The 18,380-nt window shown below is 69.3% G+C and carries 17 protein-coding genes and 1 tRNA gene; 8 read left to right on the top strand and 10 right to left on the bottom strand.

Annotated features, from left to right (window positions below):
• Positions 1-45: 45 nt before the first annotated feature.
• Together MD221_RS01935 and MD221_RS01940 are read left to right on the top strand one after the other, a co-directional pair.
• Positions 46-1,065, top strand: a complete 1,020-nt coding sequence (locus MD221_RS01935; protein WP_242107414.1) for a LysR family transcriptional regulator — start codon at positions 46-48, stop codon at positions 1,063-1,065.
• A gap of 111 nt (positions 1,066-1,176) precedes the next feature.
• Positions 1,177-1,266 (top strand) — tRNA-Ser (locus MD221_RS01940).
• Positions 1,267-1,318: 52 nt separating this feature from the next.
• On the opposite strand, the gene MD221_RS01945 is transcribed toward MD221_RS01940, so the two are convergent.
• The 4 genes from MD221_RS01945 to MD221_RS01960 form a co-directional block, all read right to left on the bottom strand.
• Positions 1,319-1,603 carry a hypothetical protein gene (locus MD221_RS01945; RefSeq protein ID WP_242107415.1) on the bottom strand — a complete coding sequence of 95 codons (285 nt, stop codon included), beginning with the start codon at positions 1,601-1,603 and terminating at the stop codon, positions 1,319-1,321.
• 419 nt (positions 1,604-2,022) lie between these two features.
• Positions 2,023-2,325 carry a hypothetical protein gene (locus tag MD221_RS01950; RefSeq protein ID WP_242107416.1) on the bottom strand — a complete coding sequence of 101 codons (303 nt, stop codon included), beginning with the start codon at positions 2,323-2,325 and terminating at the stop codon, positions 2,023-2,025.
• A gap of 114 nt (positions 2,326-2,439) precedes the next feature.
• Positions 2,440-3,894, bottom strand: a complete 1,455-nt coding sequence (locus MD221_RS01955) for a GGDEF domain-containing protein (RefSeq protein ID WP_242107418.1) — start codon at positions 3,892-3,894, stop codon at positions 2,440-2,442.
• A 261-nt stretch (positions 3,895-4,155) separates the two neighbouring features.
• On the bottom strand, positions 4,156-4,467 hold the full coding sequence (locus MD221_RS01960) for a hypothetical protein (RefSeq protein ID WP_242107419.1): 312 nt from the start codon (positions 4,465-4,467) through the stop codon (positions 4,156-4,158).
• A 224-nt stretch (positions 4,468-4,691) separates the two neighbouring features.
• Here MD221_RS01960 and MD221_RS01965 point away from each other — a divergent pair, with 224 nt between their 5' ends.
• Both MD221_RS01965 and MD221_RS01970 read left to right on the top strand, forming a co-directional pair.
• Complete coding sequence (locus MD221_RS01965) at positions 4,692-5,585, top strand: ZIP family metal transporter (RefSeq protein WP_242107420.1); 894 nt, start codon at positions 4,692-4,694, stop codon at positions 5,583-5,585.
• Positions 5,586-5,659: 74 nt separating this feature from the next.
• A complete protein-coding gene (locus tag MD221_RS01970) occupies positions 5,660-6,307 on the top strand; it encodes a response regulator (RefSeq protein WP_242107421.1) in 648 nt (215 codons plus the stop codon).
• Positions 6,308-6,447: 140 nt separating this feature from the next.
• Here the strand turns inward: MD221_RS01970 and rne are convergent, their stop codons facing one another.
• Complete coding sequence (rne, locus tag MD221_RS01975) at positions 6,448-9,588, bottom strand: ribonuclease E (protein WP_242107422.1); 3,141 nt, start codon at positions 9,586-9,588, stop codon at positions 6,448-6,450.
• A gap of 483 nt (positions 9,589-10,071) precedes the next feature.
• Between rne and MD221_RS01980 the strand changes: the two genes are divergently transcribed.
• The gene (locus tag MD221_RS01980; protein WP_242107423.1) at positions 10,072-11,046 is read left to right on the top strand and encodes an RluA family pseudouridine synthase; all 975 of its coding nucleotides are present in this window, start codon (positions 10,072-10,074) and stop codon (positions 11,044-11,046) included.
• A 114-nt stretch (positions 11,047-11,160) separates the two neighbouring features.
• Here MD221_RS01980 and MD221_RS01985 read toward each other — a convergent pair whose 3' ends face one another.
• Together MD221_RS01985 and MD221_RS01990 are read right to left on the bottom strand one after the other, a co-directional pair.
• Entirely contained in the window at positions 11,161-11,568 is a 408-nt protein-coding gene (locus MD221_RS01985) for an energy transducer TonB (RefSeq protein ID WP_242107424.1), read from the bottom strand.
• 5 nt (positions 11,569-11,573) lie between these two features.
• Entirely contained in the window at positions 11,574-11,915 is a 342-nt protein-coding gene (locus MD221_RS01990) for a 4a-hydroxytetrahydrobiopterin dehydratase (protein ID WP_242107426.1), read from the bottom strand.
• Between the two features lie 110 nt (positions 11,916-12,025).
• Between MD221_RS01990 and MD221_RS01995 the strand changes: the two genes are divergently transcribed.
• From MD221_RS01995 to MD221_RS02005, 3 genes are all read left to right on the top strand, one after another.
• Positions 12,026-12,622 carry an NfuA family Fe-S biogenesis protein gene (locus MD221_RS01995; RefSeq protein WP_242107428.1) on the top strand — a complete coding sequence of 199 codons (597 nt, stop codon included), beginning with the start codon at positions 12,026-12,028 and terminating at the stop codon, positions 12,620-12,622.
• Between the two features lie 41 nt (positions 12,623-12,663).
• Complete coding sequence (locus MD221_RS02000; protein WP_242107429.1) at positions 12,664-14,316, top strand: hypothetical protein; 1,653 nt, start codon at positions 12,664-12,666, stop codon at positions 14,314-14,316.
• Between the two features lie 113 nt (positions 14,317-14,429).
• Positions 14,430-16,577, top strand: coding sequence for a TonB-dependent siderophore receptor (locus MD221_RS02005; RefSeq protein WP_242107430.1), 2,148 nt, complete (start codon positions 14,430-14,432; stop codon positions 16,575-16,577).
• Positions 16,578-16,656: 79 nt separating this feature from the next.
• Here the strand turns inward: MD221_RS02005 and MD221_RS02010 are convergent, their stop codons facing one another.
• The 3 genes from MD221_RS02010 to MD221_RS02020 form a co-directional block, all read right to left on the bottom strand.
• Positions 16,657-17,100: a c-type cytochrome gene (locus tag MD221_RS02010; RefSeq protein ID WP_242107431.1), complete on the bottom strand. Its 444-nt coding sequence runs from the start codon at positions 17,098-17,100 to the stop codon at positions 16,657-16,659.
• A gap of 7 nt (positions 17,101-17,107) precedes the next feature.
• Complete coding sequence (locus MD221_RS02015) at positions 17,108-17,506, bottom strand: c-type cytochrome (RefSeq protein ID WP_242107432.1); 399 nt, start codon at positions 17,504-17,506, stop codon at positions 17,108-17,110.
• Positions 17,507-17,913: 407 nt separating this feature from the next.
• Positions 17,914-18,174: a hypothetical protein gene (locus MD221_RS02020; RefSeq protein ID WP_242107433.1), complete on the bottom strand. Its 261-nt coding sequence runs from the start codon at positions 18,172-18,174 to the stop codon at positions 17,914-17,916.
• Between the last annotated feature and the right edge of the window lie 206 nt (positions 18,175-18,380).

The following is an 18,380-nucleotide window of genomic DNA, read 5'->3' on the forward strand; positions in this document are numbered from 1 at the left end:
AAGTGTTCAAATAAACGGCATTGTTCCGACAATGGAATTATTGCCATGCAGGACCTCAACGACCTCTATTACTTCGCCATGGTCGTCGATCACGGCGGTTTCGCCGCCGCAGAGCGCACCCTCGGCATCCCCAAGTCGCGCCTGAGCCGGCGCATCAGCCAGCTGGAGAACGAGCTCGGCGTGCGCCTGCTGCAGCGCTCCACGCGCCGCTTCGCGGTCACCGACGTCGGACAGAGCGTGCACCGCCACGCCCAGTCGATGCTGGCCGAGGCCACCGCCGCGCGCGAAGTGGTCGATCGTCTCAGCGCCGAGCCACGCGGGGTGGTGCGGGTCAGCGTGCCGGTGGGGATCGCGCAGCAGTCGATGCCGCTGATCCTGCCGGAGTTTCTGGCCAAGTACCCGCAGGTGCGAGTGCAGATGCACGTCAGCAACCGCCGCGTCGACGTCATCAACGAGGGCTTCGACGTCGCCATCCGCGTGCGCGCCAAGCTCGACGACGACGGCAGCCTGGTCATGCGCAGCTTCGGCCAGATCCAGGAACTGCTGGTGGCCAGCCCGAAGTACCTCGACCGCGCCGGCCGCCCGACGCAGCCGGAGGAATTGCACGACCATCTCACCCTGAGCATGAGCGAGGACGAGGTCCGTCAGCGCTGGGAGCTGCAGGGCAAGGACGGCGAGATCCGCCGCGTGGAGCTCAAGCCGCGCGTGTCCGGCTTCGACTTCCCGATGCTGATGGCGCTGGCCAAGCAGGGCCTGGGCATCACCATGCTGCCGGAGACCCTGTGCGCGGAAGCCGTGCGCAGCGGCGAGCTGGAAGTGGTGCTGCCCGACTGGCGCCTGCCGCAGGGCATCGCCCACGTCGTGTTCGCCTCGCGCCGCGGCCTGCTGCCGGCGGTGCGCGTATTCATCGATTACCTGGCCGAGAAGCTGCCGCCGCTGATCGAGGAGTCGCGCCTGAACTGCCAGAACTGCAAGGGCAAGTCGTCCTCCACCGGCAAGGCCGCGCCCGCCAACGGCGCGGGACGCAAGCCGGCCGGTGACAATCCGCATGCCACAATACGCTGAGCGGGCCTGAGGCCCGGGCCGCGTCCCTCGGCGAGGGGCAGGGCAGGAATCGCGCCGGCCGGGGAGGGCCGCCGCGGGCAGGGCGTCGAACGAACGCCCCGAACGGTTTACGGAGAGATGGCCGAGCGGTTTAAGGCACCGGTCTTGAAAACCGGCGAAGGGTCAAACCTTCCGTGGGTTCGAATCCCACTCTCTCCGCCAGACTTGCATATGAATGCCCGTGGTTTAGGGGGCTTGCCTGGCATGGATCAGTCTAATGCGTGAACTTGACGCCATCGATGATCTTGATCTTGCCCCAGGTGAAATCGCATTGACGGACAACCTCGGTCCCACGGTCACTCACTACGGGAACGCACCCGCCTGAAATCGTCACCGTTTTTGTATCCTGCTGAGACAGTGGCAACTCCAATGCCAAGCCATCGGGCACGGTATGCACAAGCGAAATATTCTCTGCGTAATCATCGACTAACGAGAAGATCGCTTGCCCGTCCACTTCGAGCGAAAAAGCGTAATGCTTGAACGCCCCCGGATCGGTCATGCATATCTTTGCATGATGGTCTGCGATAGTTCTTTCTTCGCATCTCGTGTTAGCCGTAGCGATCGGCGCTACGCATAGCGCTGCGATCAATAGAATCGTTGCCCGTATCATCGACCTATATCCTTGGTAAGTGCTCCGTGCGCGATGAGATCATAGGGATAGGCCAAATCAGAAGCAATAAAAAGACCGGGCATTGCCCGGCCTGTCGTCTGCGCTGTCAGTCGTGGTGCCCTCAGCCATAGCGCCTAGCAGGTCGCCGCGGAAACTATCGCTCTCGATGGACGTGGTCCTGTGCGGAGAGGCAGGGCGCTGCGCATCGCTCGATGCAGCGGCGCGGCAAATCCATTAGCCGAAGTCCGGTGTCCGCAGCCTCCGGCCTTGCCGACATGCGAATGGGCGGCCAGAGGCTGCGCGGGCGCCTATCGGGCGGCGAGCGCGGTCGAGATCTCGCGCAATTGCTCCGCCGTGAGCGGGCGCGTGGACGCCATTGCTGTGTGCGAGGGCGCGACGCCTCTCGTCCTGGCCTCGACGGGCGGAATCGCCGCATAGCAGGGACGCCTGCAGTACGCGTAGCAGGCCTGCTGGCTGTCCCAGTACGAGCCGTCCGTCGGGCAGTAGTAGGAAGTGGGCGGGGGATCCTGCGACGCGTCGGCTGCGAGCGGGGCCAAGGCGATCAGCAGGGAAGGGGCGAGAGCGAACAAGCGAAGCGAATGCGCATTCATGGTCGACATCCTGTGTGCGTTGTGAGAGCCATGCGTGCCTGCATGGCGGTTCGATTCTGCGCCGCCGCCCGGCGATGATGCATGCTGCATTGCGCAAGCATGGATCATCGCGTGTCACGAATCGTCGTGCGTCCAGTCCGCAAGCTGCACGCGGTTGCGGCCGGCATCCTTGGCCCGGTACAGCGCCTCGTCGGCCGCCTGCAGCAACGACGCGATCGTGCCCTGTGAGGACTGGTGGATCGAGCCGACGCCGGCGCTGATGGTCATGCCGACCGGGAACTCCTCCGAGATCCGCTCGATGCGTTCCACCGCCTCGCGCATGGCGTTGGCGATCTGCACGGCCTGCTCCGGCGACGTGCCGGGAAGGATCACCGCGAATTCCTCGCCGCCGTATCTGGCGACGAGGTCGCCGCTGCGCTTGGCATGGGCGAGGAGGGTCAGGCCCACCAGGCGGATGCCCGCGTCGCCGGCCTGGTGTCCCCAGCGGTCGTTGAGCTGCTTGAAATGGTCGATGTCGATCAGGATCAGCGAGAGCCACTCCACGCCGCGGCGGATGCGGCTCCATTCCGCGCGCAATGCGTCGTCGAACCGCCGGCGGTTCGCCAGGCCGGTCAACGCGTCGACGCGGGTCAGCTCGCCCAGGTATTCCCGCTCCCGGGAGTCGCGCAGCTGGATGCGGACGCTGCGGGCGCCGTAGCCGATCATGGCGGTGAAGAAGCCGGCGGCGGCCAGCGGCAGGTCGTAGGGGGCGACCTTCGCCGCGACGATCAGCAGCGCCACGGGAAGGATCAGCGGGCTGGCCGTGTCGACCAGCTTGGCCAGCCTCGACGGCGCGGCGGGAATCCGCTCCGGCCGCGCGGGCCGAAGCGCGTCGAAGGCGAGCAGGACGAACGGGATGCCGATCAGCACGTCCGGCATCTGGCCGTAGGACGAGACGTCGAAGTGGTTGATGAAGGCGGCCACGATCATGTAGACGAGGGCGAACCTGCACATGATCCGGAAGAATCTGCGGGTGGCCGGTTCGTCCGCCGCGATCCATCGGATCGATGCGAAGAGGGCGATGAAGACGTTCTCGATGTCGAACATCAGCCGCAACTGCTCGACGCCGCTCTCGTCGGAGCCCTGCAGCGTCGAGAAGGTCAGCGTGTGCACGGTGAACAGGGCGCCCAGGACGACCGCCAGCAGCGCGTCGATGCCGCGCACGATGCGATCCTCGCCCGCGTCGCTGGCGAGCGCGTAGGTGAGGGGCACGCCGTAGACGACGTACAGCAGCAGGCTGATCGAGGTCGAGGCGTCGGGCATGGCGCGGAACAGCTCGTCCACCATGGTGCCGGTCATGCCGCCCGCCCACAGCAGCAGGCCGAACGCGAGCATGTTCCACTTGCCCCGAAGCGCTTCGGGATGCCGGCCTTGCCGCATGCAGGCGGCAGCGGCCAGCAACGGCGCGCAAATCAGGAAGGTGAAGGAGAGCGAACGGCCGGCCTGCGGAAACGCCCAGATCGACAGCGCATGCAGGGCCGGATAGGCGATGGCCGCGATCGCCGGTCCGGTTGTGCGTTCTGGGAGCATCCTTCGCATCCGCAGCTCGACCGTCAGTGCAATGTCCGCATGGGCTGGAGTATGCGAAATGCTGGGCCAAGGGTCGAGCGCATGGGCGTCAAGGCGTCACGGTTTGAAGCGAATGCAGCTCGCCATGGCCTTGCGGGGCGCGGTTGTCATCGATGCCATCGTCGCGCTCGACATGCGGACGCCGGCGAACGCGATTCCGCCGTGACCGCCCCTGCGCGACTGCCCTTGTCCATGGCGCGCCGTCAAGCCCGGGCGCGGCTTTCAGGCCGCGTCGCCACGCGTGACCGCCAGCAGCAATCGCACGAACGCCAGGGTCTGCGCGCTGATCCGCCCGCAGCCGACGCAGCCGCGGTCGTCGTAGTCGTCGGAGACGCGCTGCAGCGCGCCGCGCAGCTCCTCGGCGATCTTCTGCTCCGGCGAGAGCAGGGCCTGCAAGGGATGCTCCGGCGAGCCGTCGCCGATCACGTCCGCGTCGCCGGCATAGCTGCAATCCAGCGATACCGTGCCGTCCGAGAAGTGGGTCGAGACATAGCTCACCTGCTTCCGTGCCGTGACGCACTTGTCCTGTTTCAATGGTCTTCCCCCCTGTTGCCGGTCCAGTGTAAGCAATCCGCGCCGGGCAGGGGCGAGGCGGGGCCGGATGGGGCGCTGAGGCCCCGAATCGGGGGACGCGGCGGCCATGGCGGCAAGCGGGCCGCGTTCGGCACGCGCGATTGCACCCGATTCCGGCCGGAGACGGTCCCGCGCGAAAAAGCAACGGCTGGGCAGGCGGCCGGGCATGTGCTGTGATGGCCGGCATGCACTCACAGAGCCTGCCCGCCGCCGCCGCGTTGCGCCGACTGCTCGGCTTCGGGATCGTGGTGCTGGGCCTGTTCGCCGCGCTACAGATGGGATGGCAGCACCTGCAGCGCGACTATCCGGCGCCGGTGTTCGCGGCGTTCCTGGCCGGGTTGATGGCGGCCGGGGCGACCGCGCTCGGCGCGCTGCCGGTGGCCTTCCCGCAGCGGGTTTCCGATCGCGTGCAGGACAGCCTGTTCGGATTCGGCGCGGGCGTGATGCTGGCGGTGGCCGCCTTCTCGCTGATCGTGCCGGGCATCGAGGCGGCCAAGGCGCAGGGGGCGAGCGCGCTCGGCGCCGGGTGCGTGGTCGGCGGAGGCATTCTGCTCGGGGCGCTGGCCTTGCTGGCGGTGGAGCGCTTCCTGCCGCACGAGCACTTCATCAAGGGCCGCGAATGGCAGTCGATCACCACGCTGCGCCGCGCCTGGCTGTTCGTGTTCGCGATCCTGCTGCACAACCTGCCCGAGGGGCTGGCGATCGGCGTGGCCTATGCCGGCATCGAGGAATCGCGCGCCAGCGCGCTGGCGACCGGGATCGCGATCCAGGACATTCCCGAAGGCCTGGTGGTGGCCGCGGCCTTGGTGGCGGCCGGCTACCGGCGCCGGACCGCGGTGCTGATCGGCATGGCGTCGGGATTGATCGAGCCGGTCGGCGCGCTGCTCGGCTCGATCGTGGTCCGGGTCTCCCTGCCGCTGCTGCCGTGGGGACTGGCGTTCGCCGCGGGCGCGATGCTGTTCGTCATCAGCCACGAAATCATTCCTGAATCGCACCGCAAGGGGCACGAGGCGTTCGCCACCGGCGGCTTGATCCTCGGCTTCGTGCTGATGATGATTTTGGACCTGTCGTTTCACTGACTTCGCCTTCACCTGGGGATATCGACAATGTGCGTGGGCGCGATTCGCAAGAATCGGGGAAGCAGGGGGACGCGATGACGATCCGGGTATTTCTGGTCGACGACCATGCCTTGGTCCGCGCCGGGATGCGCATGATCCTCTCGGGCGAGACCGACATCGAGGTGGTCGGCGAGGCGGCCAGCGGCGAGGACGCGCTGCCGCAGATCCGCAAGCTCAAGCCGGACGTGGTGCTGTGCGACCTGCACCTGCCGGGCGTCAGCGGCATGGAGGTGACCGAGCGCGTGGTCAAGGGCGATCACGGCACGCGCGTGGTGGTGGTGTCGGTGCTGGAGGACGGGCCGATCCCCAAGCGGGTGATCGAGGCCGGCGCTTCCGGCTATGTGGGCAAGGGCGGCGATTCGGCGGAGCTGATCCGCGCGGTGCGCGATGTCGCGCTCGGCAAGCGCTACCTGGCCAGCAGCGTGGCGCAGAAGCTGGCGCTTTCGGGCATCGGCGGCGACGGCACGCCCTTCGATACGCTCTCTCCGCGCGAGCTGGAAGTGGCGATGCTGCTGCTGCAGGGCCTGCGCCAGGAGGACATCGCCAAGAAGCTCAGCCTGAGCGCGAAGACCGTCAACACGCACAAGGCGCGCCTGTTCGACAAGCTGTCGATCCAGGACAACATCGCACTGGCCCGGCTGGCCGGGCAATACGGCCTGAGCGATCCCGCGCAGCCGCTCTAGCGCGGCTGCTTCCATCATTGCCGGCTTCTGCTCGGCCTGCTCTGCTGGGCCTGTTCCGTCCGGCCTGTTCCGCGCCCGGCAGGCGCGGTGTCCGGCAGCGACCGGCCCGAGCATGCCCGGGCCGGCGTTGCGCGGCGCTGTTACGCGCTGCGGGAGGTCGGCGGCTGATCGCCTTCGTCGTTGGCGCCGTCGTCTTCGTGGGCCACGGTGCGCACCGGCTCGGCAGGCGTTTCCAGCACGGGCTCGGCGACGGGCACGTCGGGCGTCGGCGTCATGTCGAACAGGCCGGGCATGCGGTGCTCGGCGAGGTTGCGTTCCGGTTCGGCCGGCTGCGGCGCGGGGACCGCATGCGCCTCCGGTGCCGGCGCGGCGGGCGCCTGCTGCTCGGCGAGCGTTTCATCGGCGGCCGGTGCCCGGACGACGGCGGGCTCGGCGGCCCACGCTTTCACGGCGGGCGTCTCGACGGCAGGCGCTTCCAAGTCAAGCGCCTCGACCGTGCGTGCTTCCACGGCAGGCGTTTCGACGGCGTGCGTGTCGGCAACGGATGCCGTGGCGGTGTCTTCCGCCACCGGAGCCGCGAAGCCCGGATCGACCGGCCGGGATTCGGCTTCGGCGGCGGGCGCGGCGGCGATGGCGTGCTCCGTGGTCGCGTTTGCGACGGAGGTGGACACGGCCTCGGCCACGCGGACGGTTTCTCCCGTGGCGGCAGCCGGCGCCTGCGCGGGCGCGGCCTCCGCGGCGGAAGGCGGCGCGATGCCGCCAGCGGTGGCGGTCGTGGGCTTCGCGGCGGCCTGCGGCGCTTCCTGCTCGTCGTCGAAGTCGAACTCCGGCTGCGAACGGTCCATCTTCAGCGCCGGCTCGTCGCCGGCGGCCTCGTCGGCGATTTCCAGGCCGGCTTCGCCGGTCTCGCCGATGCCGGCAGTCTCGCCGCCACGACGGCGACGGCGACCGCCACGGCGTCCGCGACGGCGACGGCCGCCGGCCTCGCCGTCCTGCTTGTCGGCGGCCTGCGCATCGAGATCGGCGACGCTCTGCGCCGCTTCGGCGTCCGCGGTCGCCGCGGCCGAGGTCACCGGTTGTTCGGCGGCGGCCGTGGCGATGGCGGCCTGCTCGGCAACGTTGGCGTTCGGCAACGGCTTCTCCAGGACCTCGGCCGGCTGCGCCGGCGCGGGAGCGGCGGCGGCCGGTTCCTTGCGCGGCTCCTCGTTCTGCTTCCTGGTGTTCTGCGGCTGCTTCTGCTGCTGGCCTTGCGGGCTCTGCTGCGGGCGCTGCTGCTGTTGCGGCTTGTTCTGCTGCTTTTGCTGCTGCGGCTGCTTCTGCTGCTGGCCTTGCGCGGAGGACTGCGGCTGCGCATTCTGGCGCGCGTCGCCGCCGCGCGATTCGTCGCGACGGTTGCGCTCGCCGCCACGGTCGCCGCGCTCACGATCGCGGTCGCGGCCCTGCTGCTTGCCACCGCGCTGGTCGCGGCGCTGCTGGTTGCCGCGTTCGCCGCGTGTGCCCTGGGCATCGGACTGCGGACGCGGGCTCGCAGCGGCCGGTGCCGCGGCGGGCTCGGAACCGAAGAGGTTCTTCAGCCAGCCGATCAGGCCGCCGCTGGTGGGCGCAACGAGCGGCGCGGCCGCGACCGGGGCGGGCGCCGGCACGGGTTCCGGCGCCGGGCGCGGTTCGCGGACCGGCGCGGGCTGCGCCGGCTTGACGTTCTTCACTGCCGGCGCGGCGGGCACGTTGAGGTTGGCCTTGGTCAGCGCGATGGTCGCCAGACGGCGCGGCGTGCCGCGCTGGTAGCTCGGCTTGGCGGTTTCCTCGCCCAGCTCGTTCTCGCGCAGGCGCGTGACCTCGTAGTGCGGAGTATGCAGTTGCTCGTCGGCGACGATCAGGATCGGCGCGTCGTGGCGCTTCTCGATCTCGGCCAGCGCGCGGCGCTTCTCGTTGAGCAGGAAGTTGGCGATCTCCACCGGCGCCTGCACCAGCACCTGGCCGGTGTTGTCCTTCATCGCATGCTCCTCGGCGATGCGGATGATCGACAGCGACAGCGACTCGATGCTGCGCATGCGGCCGTGGCCCTCGCAGCGCGGGCAGACGATCTGGCTGGATTCGCCCAGGCTGGGGCGCAGGCGCTGGCGCGACATTTCCATCAGGCCGAACTTGGAGATGCGGCCGAGCTGGACGCGCGCGCGGTCGAAGCGCAGGGCGTTCTGCAGGCGGTTCTCGACCTCGCGCTGGTGCTTGTTCGAGGTCATGTCGATGAAGTCGATCACCACCAGGCCGCCCAGGTCGCGCAGGCGCATCTGACGGGCCACTTCCTCGGCCGCCTCGAGATTGGTGTTGAACGCCGTTTCCTCGATGTCGCCGCCCTTGGTGGCGCGCGCGGAGTTGACGTCGATCGCGGTCAGCGCCTCGGTCTGGTCGATCACCAGGGCGCCGCCGGAGGGCAGGCGCACGGTGCGTTCGTAGGCGCTCTCGATCTGCGACTCGATCTGGAAGCGGTTGAACAGCGGGGTGTCGTCGGTGTAGTGCTTGAGCTTGCGCAGGTTGTGCGGCATCACCTGCTCGACGAACTCCCTGGCCTCGGCGTGCATCTCCGGGGTGTCGACGAGGATCTCGCCGATGTCGGCGCGCATGTAGTCGCGCAGGGCGCGGATGATCAGCCGCGATTCCTGGTAGATCAGGAACGGCGCCGGCTTGGCCAGGGCGGCGTCCGCCACGGCCTTCCACACCGACAGCAGGTAATCCAGGTCCCACTGCAGCTCTTCGGCGTCGCGGCCGACGCCGGCGGTGCGGATGATCACGCCCATGTCGTCGGGGATGTTGAGCTTGTCCATCGCCTCCTTCAGGGCGGCGCGGTCGTCGCCCTCGATGCGGCGCGAGACGCCGCCGGCGGTGGGCGAGTTGGGCATCAGCACCATGTAGCGGCCGGCCAGGGAGATGAACGTGGTCAGGGCGGCGCCCTTGTTGCCGCGCTCTTCCTTGTCGACCTGGACCACCACTTCCTGGCCCTCGCGCAGCAGTTCGCGGATGCCGGCCTTGTGATGGTCGACACCGGACTGGAAGTAGTCGCGGGAGATTTCCTTCAGCGGCAGGAAGCCGTGGCGCTCGCCGCCGTAGTCGACGAAGGCGGCCTCGAGGGAGGGTTCGAGCCGGGTGATGCGGCCCTTGTAGATGTTGGACTTCTTCTGTTCCTTGGACGGTTGCTCGATGTCGATGTCGTACAGGGTCTGTCCGTCGACGATGGCCACGCGCAGTTCTTCGGCCTGCGTGGCGTTGATCAGCATGCGTTTCATTGTTGCGGTCCTCGCGCGCTTCCTCCCGCCCGGGGGCAGGGCACGCGACAACGCCGGGGCGTGACGCCTGGATCGGCCTGGTGAATCAGCCTGTTGCATCGGCCTGGTCGCCTGCCGCGCAAGCGCAGCGGCGACCGGGTTTGCCATCCAGCGCTACAACACCACGGCATGCCGCGGGAGCGCTTGTTACATAACTTGTTACGGGGCCGGCGGCTTTGGACCCTTGCCCTTGGGGCAGACAGGCTTGAGCCGCGCGGGACATGTTCAGCGCGAATGGGCGAGCCATCCGACGAGGCGCGGAGCCGATGGGCCGTCGCTGGTAACATCGATGCCCCGGGGGCAGCGATGTCGCGCGGACCTATCCGCGGGGAGGCGGGCTTTCGGCCCTCTGCCATGTTTGCCGGTCGCCAGGCGTCCGGCGGCAACTCCCTGCGAAATCAGAACCTTACCTCGCGTCGCGAGTGTAGCAGACGAAAAGCATCGATGCCCCATTCAGTTTCTCCCGCTTCATCCTCTGGTGGCGTTCGCCTGGTCCGCGTGGCCGAGGACCGCGAAGGCCAGCGGCTCGACAATTTCCTGCTCGGCCAGCTCAAGGGGGCGCCCAAGTCCTTGATCTACAAGCTGGTGCGCAGCGGGCAGGTGCGGGTGAACGGCGGCCGGGCCAAGGCCGAGACCCGTCTCCAGGGCGGGGACGAGGTGCGCATCCCGCCGGTGCGCCTGGGCGAGCCTGCGGAAAAGGGCAAGCCGGCCAGGGGACTGCTGGAGGCGATGGAAGCCAGCATCCTCTTCGAGGACGCGCGCCTGCTGGCGATCAACAAGCCCTCCGGGGTGGCCAGCCATGGCGGCAGCGGCATCAGTTTCGGCGCCATCGAGACGCTACGTGCGCTGCGTCCCGGGCAGTCGCTGGAGCTGGTACACCGCCTGGACCGCGACACCTCTGGCCTGCTGGTGGTGGCCAAGAAGCGCTCGGCGCTGACCGAGCTGCAGGCGCTGATGCGGGAGGATCGCGCCGTCAGCGGCGCGGGCATCGCCAAGCGCTACCTGGCGCTGCTGGTCGGGCGCATGCCCGACGGGGTGATGAGCGTGGACGCGCCGCTGCACGTGGGGCTGCGCCAGGGCGGGGAGCGGCACGTGCAGGTCAACGCGACGGGCAAGCCCTCGCTCAGCCACTTCCGGGTGCTGGAGCGGCGCGGCGGGCACTCCTATTGCGAGGTGCGCATCGAGACGGGACGCACGCACCAGATCCGCGTGCATGCGCAGCACATCGGCCATGCGGTGGCCGGCGACGACAAGTACGGGGATGCCGCGGTCAATGCGCGGCTGCGCGAGCGCAGCGGATTGAAGCGGCTGTTCCTGCATGCCACCTCGCTGGAATTCACGCTCGATGGCGGCAAGGCGCCCTATGTGTTGAACGCGCCGCTTGCGCCGGAACTTGCCGAGGTATTGGACCGCTTGTGAAGCCGCGCACCAAATCGCCGCAACAGCGGCGGGAGCCCAACATGAGGGCGGCTTCGTCTTGCGCGGACATTATTTTTCCGCGGCGCCGATGACGGAAAGCGGGGCGGACCGCCGCTATTCCAGATTGAAATCCACCGGGATGCGGATGCGCCCGCGCTGGTGCTCGCCGTTGATGATGGTCGGGTAATAGCGCCAATGCCGCGCCGCTTCCAGGGCGGCCTGATCGAGTTGGCGATTCTTGCTGGAGCGCTCGACGAAAGCCCGCAGGAACTTTCCGTCCCGATCGACCCGGACGATGATGACCACGGTTCCTTCGATACCCGCTTGTCGCGCCTCGGCGGGATAGACCGGCGGATTTGCGTTCTTCGATGCGATGTCCACCGAGGCGCCGTAATCGCCCGATCCAGGAAGCGGTGGCCTCCTGTCCCGCGCGGGACAGGCCAGGCTGACGCCGAGACAGGCGATCAGGGCGAGCCACGCGGCACGCTGCGCATGGCGGCGTCTTGCGGTGGATGAGGGCATGCGATTCATGAGGCCAGTCGCTCGGCCTTCGCCGCGCAGATGAAGTCGTTCTCGCTCAATCCGCCGACATCGTGCGTGGAGAAGCGCACCACGCAACGGTCGTAGTGCACGCCGAGGTCGGGATGGTGGTCCTCGCGGTTGGCGACGTGGGCCAGCGCGTTCACGAACGACATCGTGCGGTAGTAGTCCTGGAAGCGGAACGTCTTGGCGATGGCGGCGCCGTCCTCGACCAGCTCCCAGCCGGGCAATTGCGTTAACAATGCGTTGGCCCGGGACGCGTCCAGCCGGTGCGACGCGCCTTTGCGCGGAATGCAATGGGCCTGGGCAAGTTGGGCGATCTCGGACATGGGGGCTCCAGCGGGCTCGAACTGTGTGCAGAATGAACGGCGAGCATAAGCGGCGGAATCCGACCGCCATGGAGACGGGCGCGATGTCCGTCGCCCGCTAGAATACGACGATGATTAACATCTCCGAAACCGCGCAGGCGCATTTCCGCAAACTGATCGAGCGCGAGGCGGTGCCCGGCATGGGCGTGCGCCTGGCCGCGATGCATGCCGGCACGCCGAAGGCGGACGTGCGCCTGGAGTTCGCCGAACAGCAGGACCTGCAGGGCGACGAATGGGCGATCGACTGCGAGGGCTTCACGCTCTGGCTGGACGCGGCCAGCGTGCCGTTCCTGGACGGCGCCGAGATCGACTACGCCACCCAGGTGACCGGCGGACAGCTGCAGATCCGCGCGCCCAAGATCAAGGGCGAGGCGCCCGCGGAATCGGCCTCGCTGGTCGAGCGCGTGCGCTGGACGGTGGAGCACGAGATCAATCCGCAGCTCGCCCAGCACCGCGGCAACGTCGCGGTGGAGGAGGTCACCGCCGACGGCGTGGTGCTGCTGCGTTTCGGCGGCGGCTGCCACGGCTGCGGGATGGCCGACGTCACGCTGAAGCAGGGCATCGAGAAGACCCTGCTGACCCGCGTCCCCGGCGTGACCGCGGTGCGCGATGCGACCGACCACGACACCGGGCAGGCGCCTTACATCGCCCGGAACGGTACGGCGTGAGCGGCCGGCGGGATGCGGCCTGACGGGGCGGGGTCGGGACGGTGTTTTCCTCCGCCGAACTGATCGAAGCCCTGCGCGGTCGCCTGCCAGGCGCCGCCAGGCCGCCGGGGGAATTCCCGCCCGGATGGACGGCCTGGTTCGAGGCGATGCGCGAACGCGTCGGCGCAGTCACCGGCGCCACCGCGGAGGCGGTCCTGGCCATCTTCCTGGCGCGCGAACCGGCACGGCCGAGGGCGGCGAGCGCCGAACTCAACCGATGGCAGGCCTTCACCACGCTCTGGCGCCAGCAATGGCAGCCCGGAAGCGAGGACGAGCGCGGCCTGCGCGTGTTCGCCAGCGTGGTCACCCTGCTGGTGCACCTGTTCTTCGCCCTCAGCCTGCTGTACCTGGCCTACGTGCGCTTCATGGCGTTGCCGGAGCAGGAAGCGGCGCGCGAAGGCGAGGAGGACGTGATCCAGGTCGAGTACATCGGCACGGGCACGCCGCAGTCGCAGGGCGGCGGCGCGGCGCAGGGCGAACCGACACCCGAGCGCGCGCCGAGCGCGGCGCCGGCCGAACGGCAGCCCTCGCCGACGCCTCCGGCCCCGCAGCAGGCCGCGGCGACGCCACCGGCCGCCGCCACGCCTTCGCCGCCGGTGCCCGAGGCGCCGGCCGCGACGCCGGTCGAGCAGCCGCTCCAGGTCACCGAAACGCCCACGCCCGAACAGACCTTCGTGCTGCCGCCGCCTCCGCAGGTGCCGGCGCCGCAGCCGAGCCTGCGCACGCCGGAAATCGGTCTGCCCTCGCGCAGCGTGCAGGTGGTGGAAGTGCCGCCGCCCTTGCAGCCGGTGACCCCGCGCGAAGTGCCGGCCACGCCGATCGCCACGCCGCAGTTGCAGCAGCGCCCGGTGGAAGTGAGCGTGCGCGAGGTGCCGGCGCCGCTGACGCCGGTGCAGATGCGCGACGTGCCGATGCGGCCGGCGCCGACGCCGCGGATCGACGCGCCCTCGCGCAGCGTCGCCACGCGCGACGTGCCCACGCCGCCCACGCCCGCGGCGCAACCGCAGCCGGGCGGCGCGCAGACCGCGCAGCCGCAGGCCACGCCGGCGACGGGAACGGCGTCGACCGCATCCACCGCGCGCCCGGCCGGCGGCCAGCCCGCCGCCAGCAGCGGCGCCAAGGCGCCCGCGGCCGGTGCCGGAACGGGCCCGAAGACGGCGCAGCCGCCGGGCGCGCTGCCTTCGCCCAAGCGCGGCGACGACTGGGGGCTGTCGGACCGCAATCGGCCGGGCGGCCAGGCCGGCAAGCCGGGCGGTCTGTTCAACGCCGACGGCAGCCCGAAGCTGCCCGGCGACGGCAAGGTCGGCGGCGGCCTGCCGCCGGGCACGGTGACCGAGGACTTCGAGAAGATCGACCGCAACGGCACCTGGCTCAAGCGTCCGCCCATCGATTACGAGCCCACCAGCTTCGACAAGTTCTGGGTGCCGAACGAGACGCTGCTGCAGGAGTGGGTGAGGCGCAGCATCAAGAAGGTGCTGATCCCGATCCCGGGCACGTCGAAGACGATCAACTGCTCGGTGGTGATGCTGATGCTGGGCGGCGCCTGCAGCATCAGCGATCCCAACATGCAGGACGTGGAGGCCGGGGCGCGCCCGCCGCCGGACGTGCCGTTCAAGCCCGAGCTGCAGGAAGACCAGGGCAGCCTGAAGAAGTAGCCGCGTCCGCGGTCCGCCATCGACGACGCTCGCGCATCTTCCAGTAGAATGCGCGGGCGTCCCCAGCTCGTAGCCAGGCAAGCGCTCCCTTTGCCGCTTCCCTACGAGCCGACATGCCCACGCCACGACTTCCGCGTCGCCCCCTGCGTTTCTCCCTCATCGCCCTCGGCCTGCTGCTGTCGCTGCCGGCCGTCGCCGGCTCCTCCGGCGCCGGACCCTCCGCCGAGGACGAGGCCCTCGACCGCAACCCCGACGCCAAGACGCTGGATGCGATCCAGGTGCACGGCGAGGCGGAAGGCTATGCCGCGCAGCGCACCCGCGCCGGCACCCGCACCGACACGCCGCTCAGCGAGGTGCCGCAGGCCATCAGCATCGTCACCGAGGCCCAGGTGCGCGACCAGAACGCGCAGAACCTGCAGGAAGTGCTGCGCTACAGCGCCGGCGCGCGCACCGACCAGTACGGGCTCGACAACCGCGGCGACTGGTACGCGCTGCGCGGCGGCAGTTCCGGCACCACGCTGCTGGACGGGATGCGCCTGCCGCTGACCGGCTACTACGGCGTGATCCGCGAGGAGCCCTACGCGTTCGAGCGCATCGAGATCATGCACGGGCCGTCCTCGGTGATGGCGGGCCAGACCGCGCCGGGCGGCGTGATCAACCTGGTGCACAAGCGGCCCAAGGCCGAGGCCTCGCGCGAGATCGCGGTGCAGGCCGGCAACCGCGAGCACCGCCAGATCGCCGCCGACCTGACCGGGCCGCTCAACGCCAGCGGCACGCTGCTGTACCGCGTGGTGGCGCTGGCGCGCGACAACCAGACCCAGGTGGAATACGCCGACGACCACAGGCGCTACCTGTCGCCCTCGATCGCCTGGACGCCGGACGAGGCCAACACGTTCACCGCCTACCTGGAATACCAGAAGGACCGCAACCGCAACACCAACGGTTTCTTTCCCGTGGTGGGTACGCTGTATCCCTCGCGCAGCGGACGCATTCCGCTCGACCGCTTCGTCGGCGAGCCGGGCTGGGACCGCAACGGCGGCGAGCGCACGCGCCTGGGCTACGCCTTCGAGCACCGCTTCGGCGAGCAATGGAGCCTGCACCACGATCTGCGCCACGATCGCCTGCGCGGCGGCTATCGCAGCATCTACGCCAACATCTCGGACGTGCCGGGCGGGGCCTATATCGACGCCGGCGGCGCGCAGCGCCTGCTGCCGCGCATCTACTACGGCACCGACGACCGCTCGCGCATCACCAACGGCGACCTGCTGCTGGAAGGCAAGCTCGGCGACGGCCGCGTCCGGCACACGCTGCTGTTCGGCGTGGACGCCATGCGCTTCGACGCCTGGCAGCGCGTGGTGCCCGACGGCCTGTGTCCCGAGCCCTTCGACGTCTACGCGCCGGTCTACGGCACCTGCCCGGAGCCGACCTTCGCGCCCGACACGCCCTGGACGAAGACGCGCATCCGCCAGACCGGGCTGATCCTGCAGGACCAGATCAAGATCGACGAGCGCTGGGTGCTGGTCGGCGGCGCGCGCTACGATCGGGTCAGGACCAACGATGCCTCCGACAGCGCCTGGACCAAGAACCTCGGCGTGGTCTATCTCGCCCAGGGCGGATGGTCGCCGTACTTCAACTACGCGGAATCCTTCCAGCCGGTCGCGGGCAGGGACTACTTCCAGCGCGCATTCGATCCCAGCCGCGGCAAGCAGGCGGAGGCGGGCATCAAGTGGATGCCCGAGGGCTACCATTTCACCGCGACGGCAGCGCTCTACAAGCTGGAGGAAAAGGGCCGGCTGGTCACCGATCCGGATGAGGATCACGTCGGCTATTCGATCCAGGCCGGCCCCATCGACGCCAAGGGCATCGAGCTGGAGGCCAGCGGCAGCATCGGCCGCTGGGACCTGATCGCCAGCTACACCCACGCCAAGGCGACCAAGGAGGACGGCACGCGCTACGAGAGCTATCCGGAGAATTCGGCCGCGCTCTGGGCGGTGCACCGCTTCCTCGCCGTGCCGGGCCTGCGCCTGGGCGGCGGCGTGCGCTACGTCGGCAAGACCTGGGACGGCGCGGACGGCCCGATCGTGACGCCCTCGAACACGCTGTTCGACGCCATGGCGTCCTACGACACGGGCGCATGGCGCTTCTCGTTGAACGCGGTCAACCTGACCGACAAGACCTACTTCGCCGCCTGCCTCTCGCGCGGCGACTGCTGGTACGGCACCAAGCGCCGCGTTGTGGCCGAAGTGGCCTACCGTTGGTAGGCCGCGCAGCGGCCGTGCGGCGAAACAAGAACGGGGCCTTACGGCCCCGTTCTTCATTGCATCGCGAGCAAGGATGGACTCAGTGCGCGTTCTTCAGGTCGCGCAGCTGGGTCGGGCGCGAACCGAAGTAGGCGGCCAGGTCGGCGATCTGCTGGTCGGTCAGCTCCTTGGCCTGCTGCGACATCAGCGCGTGCTCGCGATCGCCGTCGCGGTACATCTCCAGCGAGTGGGCGATGTAGTCGTAGTACTGGCCGCCGAGCTTGGGGTAGGTCGGGTCGATCGGCTTGTTGCCGGCCTCGCCGTGGCAGTCCACGCAGGACTGGCCGGTGGCCTTGCCCTTGGCGTGGGCGAGTTTCTCGCCGGCGTCGATGTGGCCGGCCGGCAGGCCGGCCGAGGAGGAGGTATGGCCTTCGGCGCGGTCGGCCGAGGAATGCTCGGCGGGCGTGTCGCCGCTCGAACAGGCAGCAAGGACCAGGGAGGCGGCGAGGGCGATGGCGAGGCGGGTAAGGGACACGGTCGTCATGGCGCGATCACTGCTTGAGCGAGGAAAGGAACGCCGCGATGTCGGCGATGTCCTGGTCCGAGAAGCTCTCGGCCTGGGCCTGCATGGTGGGGTGCTTGCGCGCGCCCTTGCGGTACTCGGTGAGGGCGTTGGTCAGGTACTGCGCCGACTGGCCGCCGATCATCGGCACGTGATAGTTCGGATAGGCGTTCTTGTAGCCGGGGATGCCGTGGCAGCCCTGGCAGGTGTAGGTCAGCTGCTTGCCGCGCTCGGCCGAGCCGGCGGGCGCCGCGGCCGGCGCCGGTGCCGCGGGAGCGGGCTCGGCGGCGGGGGCGGTCTGTTGCGGGGCGGGAGCGGTCTGGGCGGAGGCCGCGAAGGACAGCGCGGCGAATGCAAGGCTGGCGGCGATCGTCAACGGTCGCGTCATGTCGGGTATCCGCAATCCTGGATGGCTGAGTGAAACTTGGCTGACAGGGTGACCGGTCGGAGCGACTGCGCACGACCGGCAACGCACAATCCCCACAGTATAGCCTGAGGCGGGTGGGCCGTAGCCACGGGGCCGGGCGGGCGGTCGATGCCGACGAAGCGTCGGGGCCGCCGCGATGCCGTGCGCCTCGCGCATGGGCGGGGACACCGGCGCCCGCGGGCCGGTCTTCCGGCTGCCGGGTTCGGGGCGCATCTCGACGGCGCGGATGCGGCGATCGCGATGGACGCGGTTCCGGCCGGCCTGGCCGGCCATCGGAAACCAGGCCGCGTCGGCGCGGCCCGCGGCGTTCAATGCCGTGGCAGGGGCGTCGCGGGCCGGCCGCGCGGGAACGGCTTATTCGAGCGGGATCATTCGATCATCCCCGGCCCCGCGATCATGAAGCACTGGGACTGGCTCACGGTGTAGTTGAGCGAGGTGGTGCCCCAACCCGGCGGCTGCGGATCGCGGCAGCCGTGGCTGACGTAGCGGACGCCGATCAGGGTGCCGCCCTTGTAGTAGTAGACGACGTCGACATAGGACGACTGCGCCGAGCTGCCGAGCGCGCTCATCGCGCCGACCAGCAGAATCGCGGCGGCGAGGCCGAACTTGAATCCTTGCCCAATCTTCATGCGTTTCTCCGAAAGGATGCCTCGGTGGTGTGATATATCGCGGCACGCGGAAACATCGAGGCGAGCGTTCCCGTCAGCTTCACAATCCGTAATGCGGACGCCGAATCCGACACGCGGCACGAGGCGCTGCAGGTGCCTCGATCGCCGTGTCGAGCGCATCGCGGAATCCGTCAGGTACCGCGTTGCCCTGACCGGATCGACGCCGC

It is taken from the genome of Luteimonas aquatica, assembly GCF_022662575.1.
Taxonomy (GTDB): domain Bacteria; phylum Pseudomonadota; class Gammaproteobacteria; order Xanthomonadales; family Xanthomonadaceae; genus Luteimonas; species Luteimonas aquatica.

What these genes read in the sequence shown, in the direction of transcription:
- MD221_RS01955 (WP_242107418.1), bottom strand. Translation starts at nt 3,894, where the DNA reads ATGCTCCCAGAACGCACAACCGGACCGGCGATCGCGGCCATCGCCTAT.
- MD221_RS01980 (WP_242107423.1), top strand. Translation starts at nt 10,072, where the DNA reads ATGCCCCATTCAGTTTCTCCCGCTTCATCCTCTGGTGGCGTTCGCCTG.
- MD221_RS01970 (WP_242107421.1), top strand. Translation starts at nt 5,660, where the DNA reads ATGACGATCCGGGTATTTCTGGTCGACGACCATGCCTTGGTCCGCGCC.
- MD221_RS02020 (WP_242107433.1), bottom strand. Translation starts at nt 18,174, where the DNA reads ATGAAGATTGGGCAAGGATTCAAGTTCGGCCTCGCCGCCGCGATTCTG.
- rne (WP_242107422.1), bottom strand. Translation starts at nt 9,588, where the DNA reads ATGAAACGCATGCTGATCAACGCCACGCAGGCCGAAGAACTGCGCGTG.
- MD221_RS01995 (WP_242107428.1), top strand. Translation starts at nt 12,026, where the DNA reads ATGATTAACATCTCCGAAACCGCGCAGGCGCATTTCCGCAAACTGATC.
- MD221_RS01990 (WP_242107426.1), bottom strand. Translation starts at nt 11,915, where the DNA reads ATGTCCGAGATCGCCCAACTTGCCCAGGCCCATTGCATTCCGCGCAAA.
- MD221_RS01985 (WP_242107424.1), bottom strand. Translation starts at nt 11,568, where the DNA reads ATGCCCTCATCCACCGCAAGACGCCGCCATGCGCAGCGTGCCGCGTGG.
- MD221_RS02005 (WP_242107430.1), top strand. Translation starts at nt 14,430, where the DNA reads ATGCCCACGCCACGACTTCCGCGTCGCCCCCTGCGTTTCTCCCTCATC.
- MD221_RS02010 (WP_242107431.1), bottom strand. Translation starts at nt 17,100, where the DNA reads ATGACGACCGTGTCCCTTACCCGCCTCGCCATCGCCCTCGCCGCCTCC.
- MD221_RS01945 (WP_242107415.1), bottom strand. Translation starts at nt 1,603, where the DNA reads ATGACCGATCCGGGGGCGTTCAAGCATTACGCTTTTTCGCTCGAAGTG.
- MD221_RS01950 (WP_242107416.1), bottom strand. Translation starts at nt 2,325, where the DNA reads ATGAATGCGCATTCGCTTCGCTTGTTCGCTCTCGCCCCTTCCCTGCTG.
- MD221_RS01965 (WP_242107420.1), top strand. Translation starts at nt 4,692, where the DNA reads ATGCACTCACAGAGCCTGCCCGCCGCCGCCGCGTTGCGCCGACTGCTC.
- MD221_RS02015 (WP_242107432.1), bottom strand. Translation starts at nt 17,506, where the DNA reads ATGACGCGACCGTTGACGATCGCCGCCAGCCTTGCATTCGCCGCGCTG.
- MD221_RS01935 (WP_242107414.1), top strand. Translation starts at nt 46, where the DNA reads ATGCAGGACCTCAACGACCTCTATTACTTCGCCATGGTCGTCGATCAC.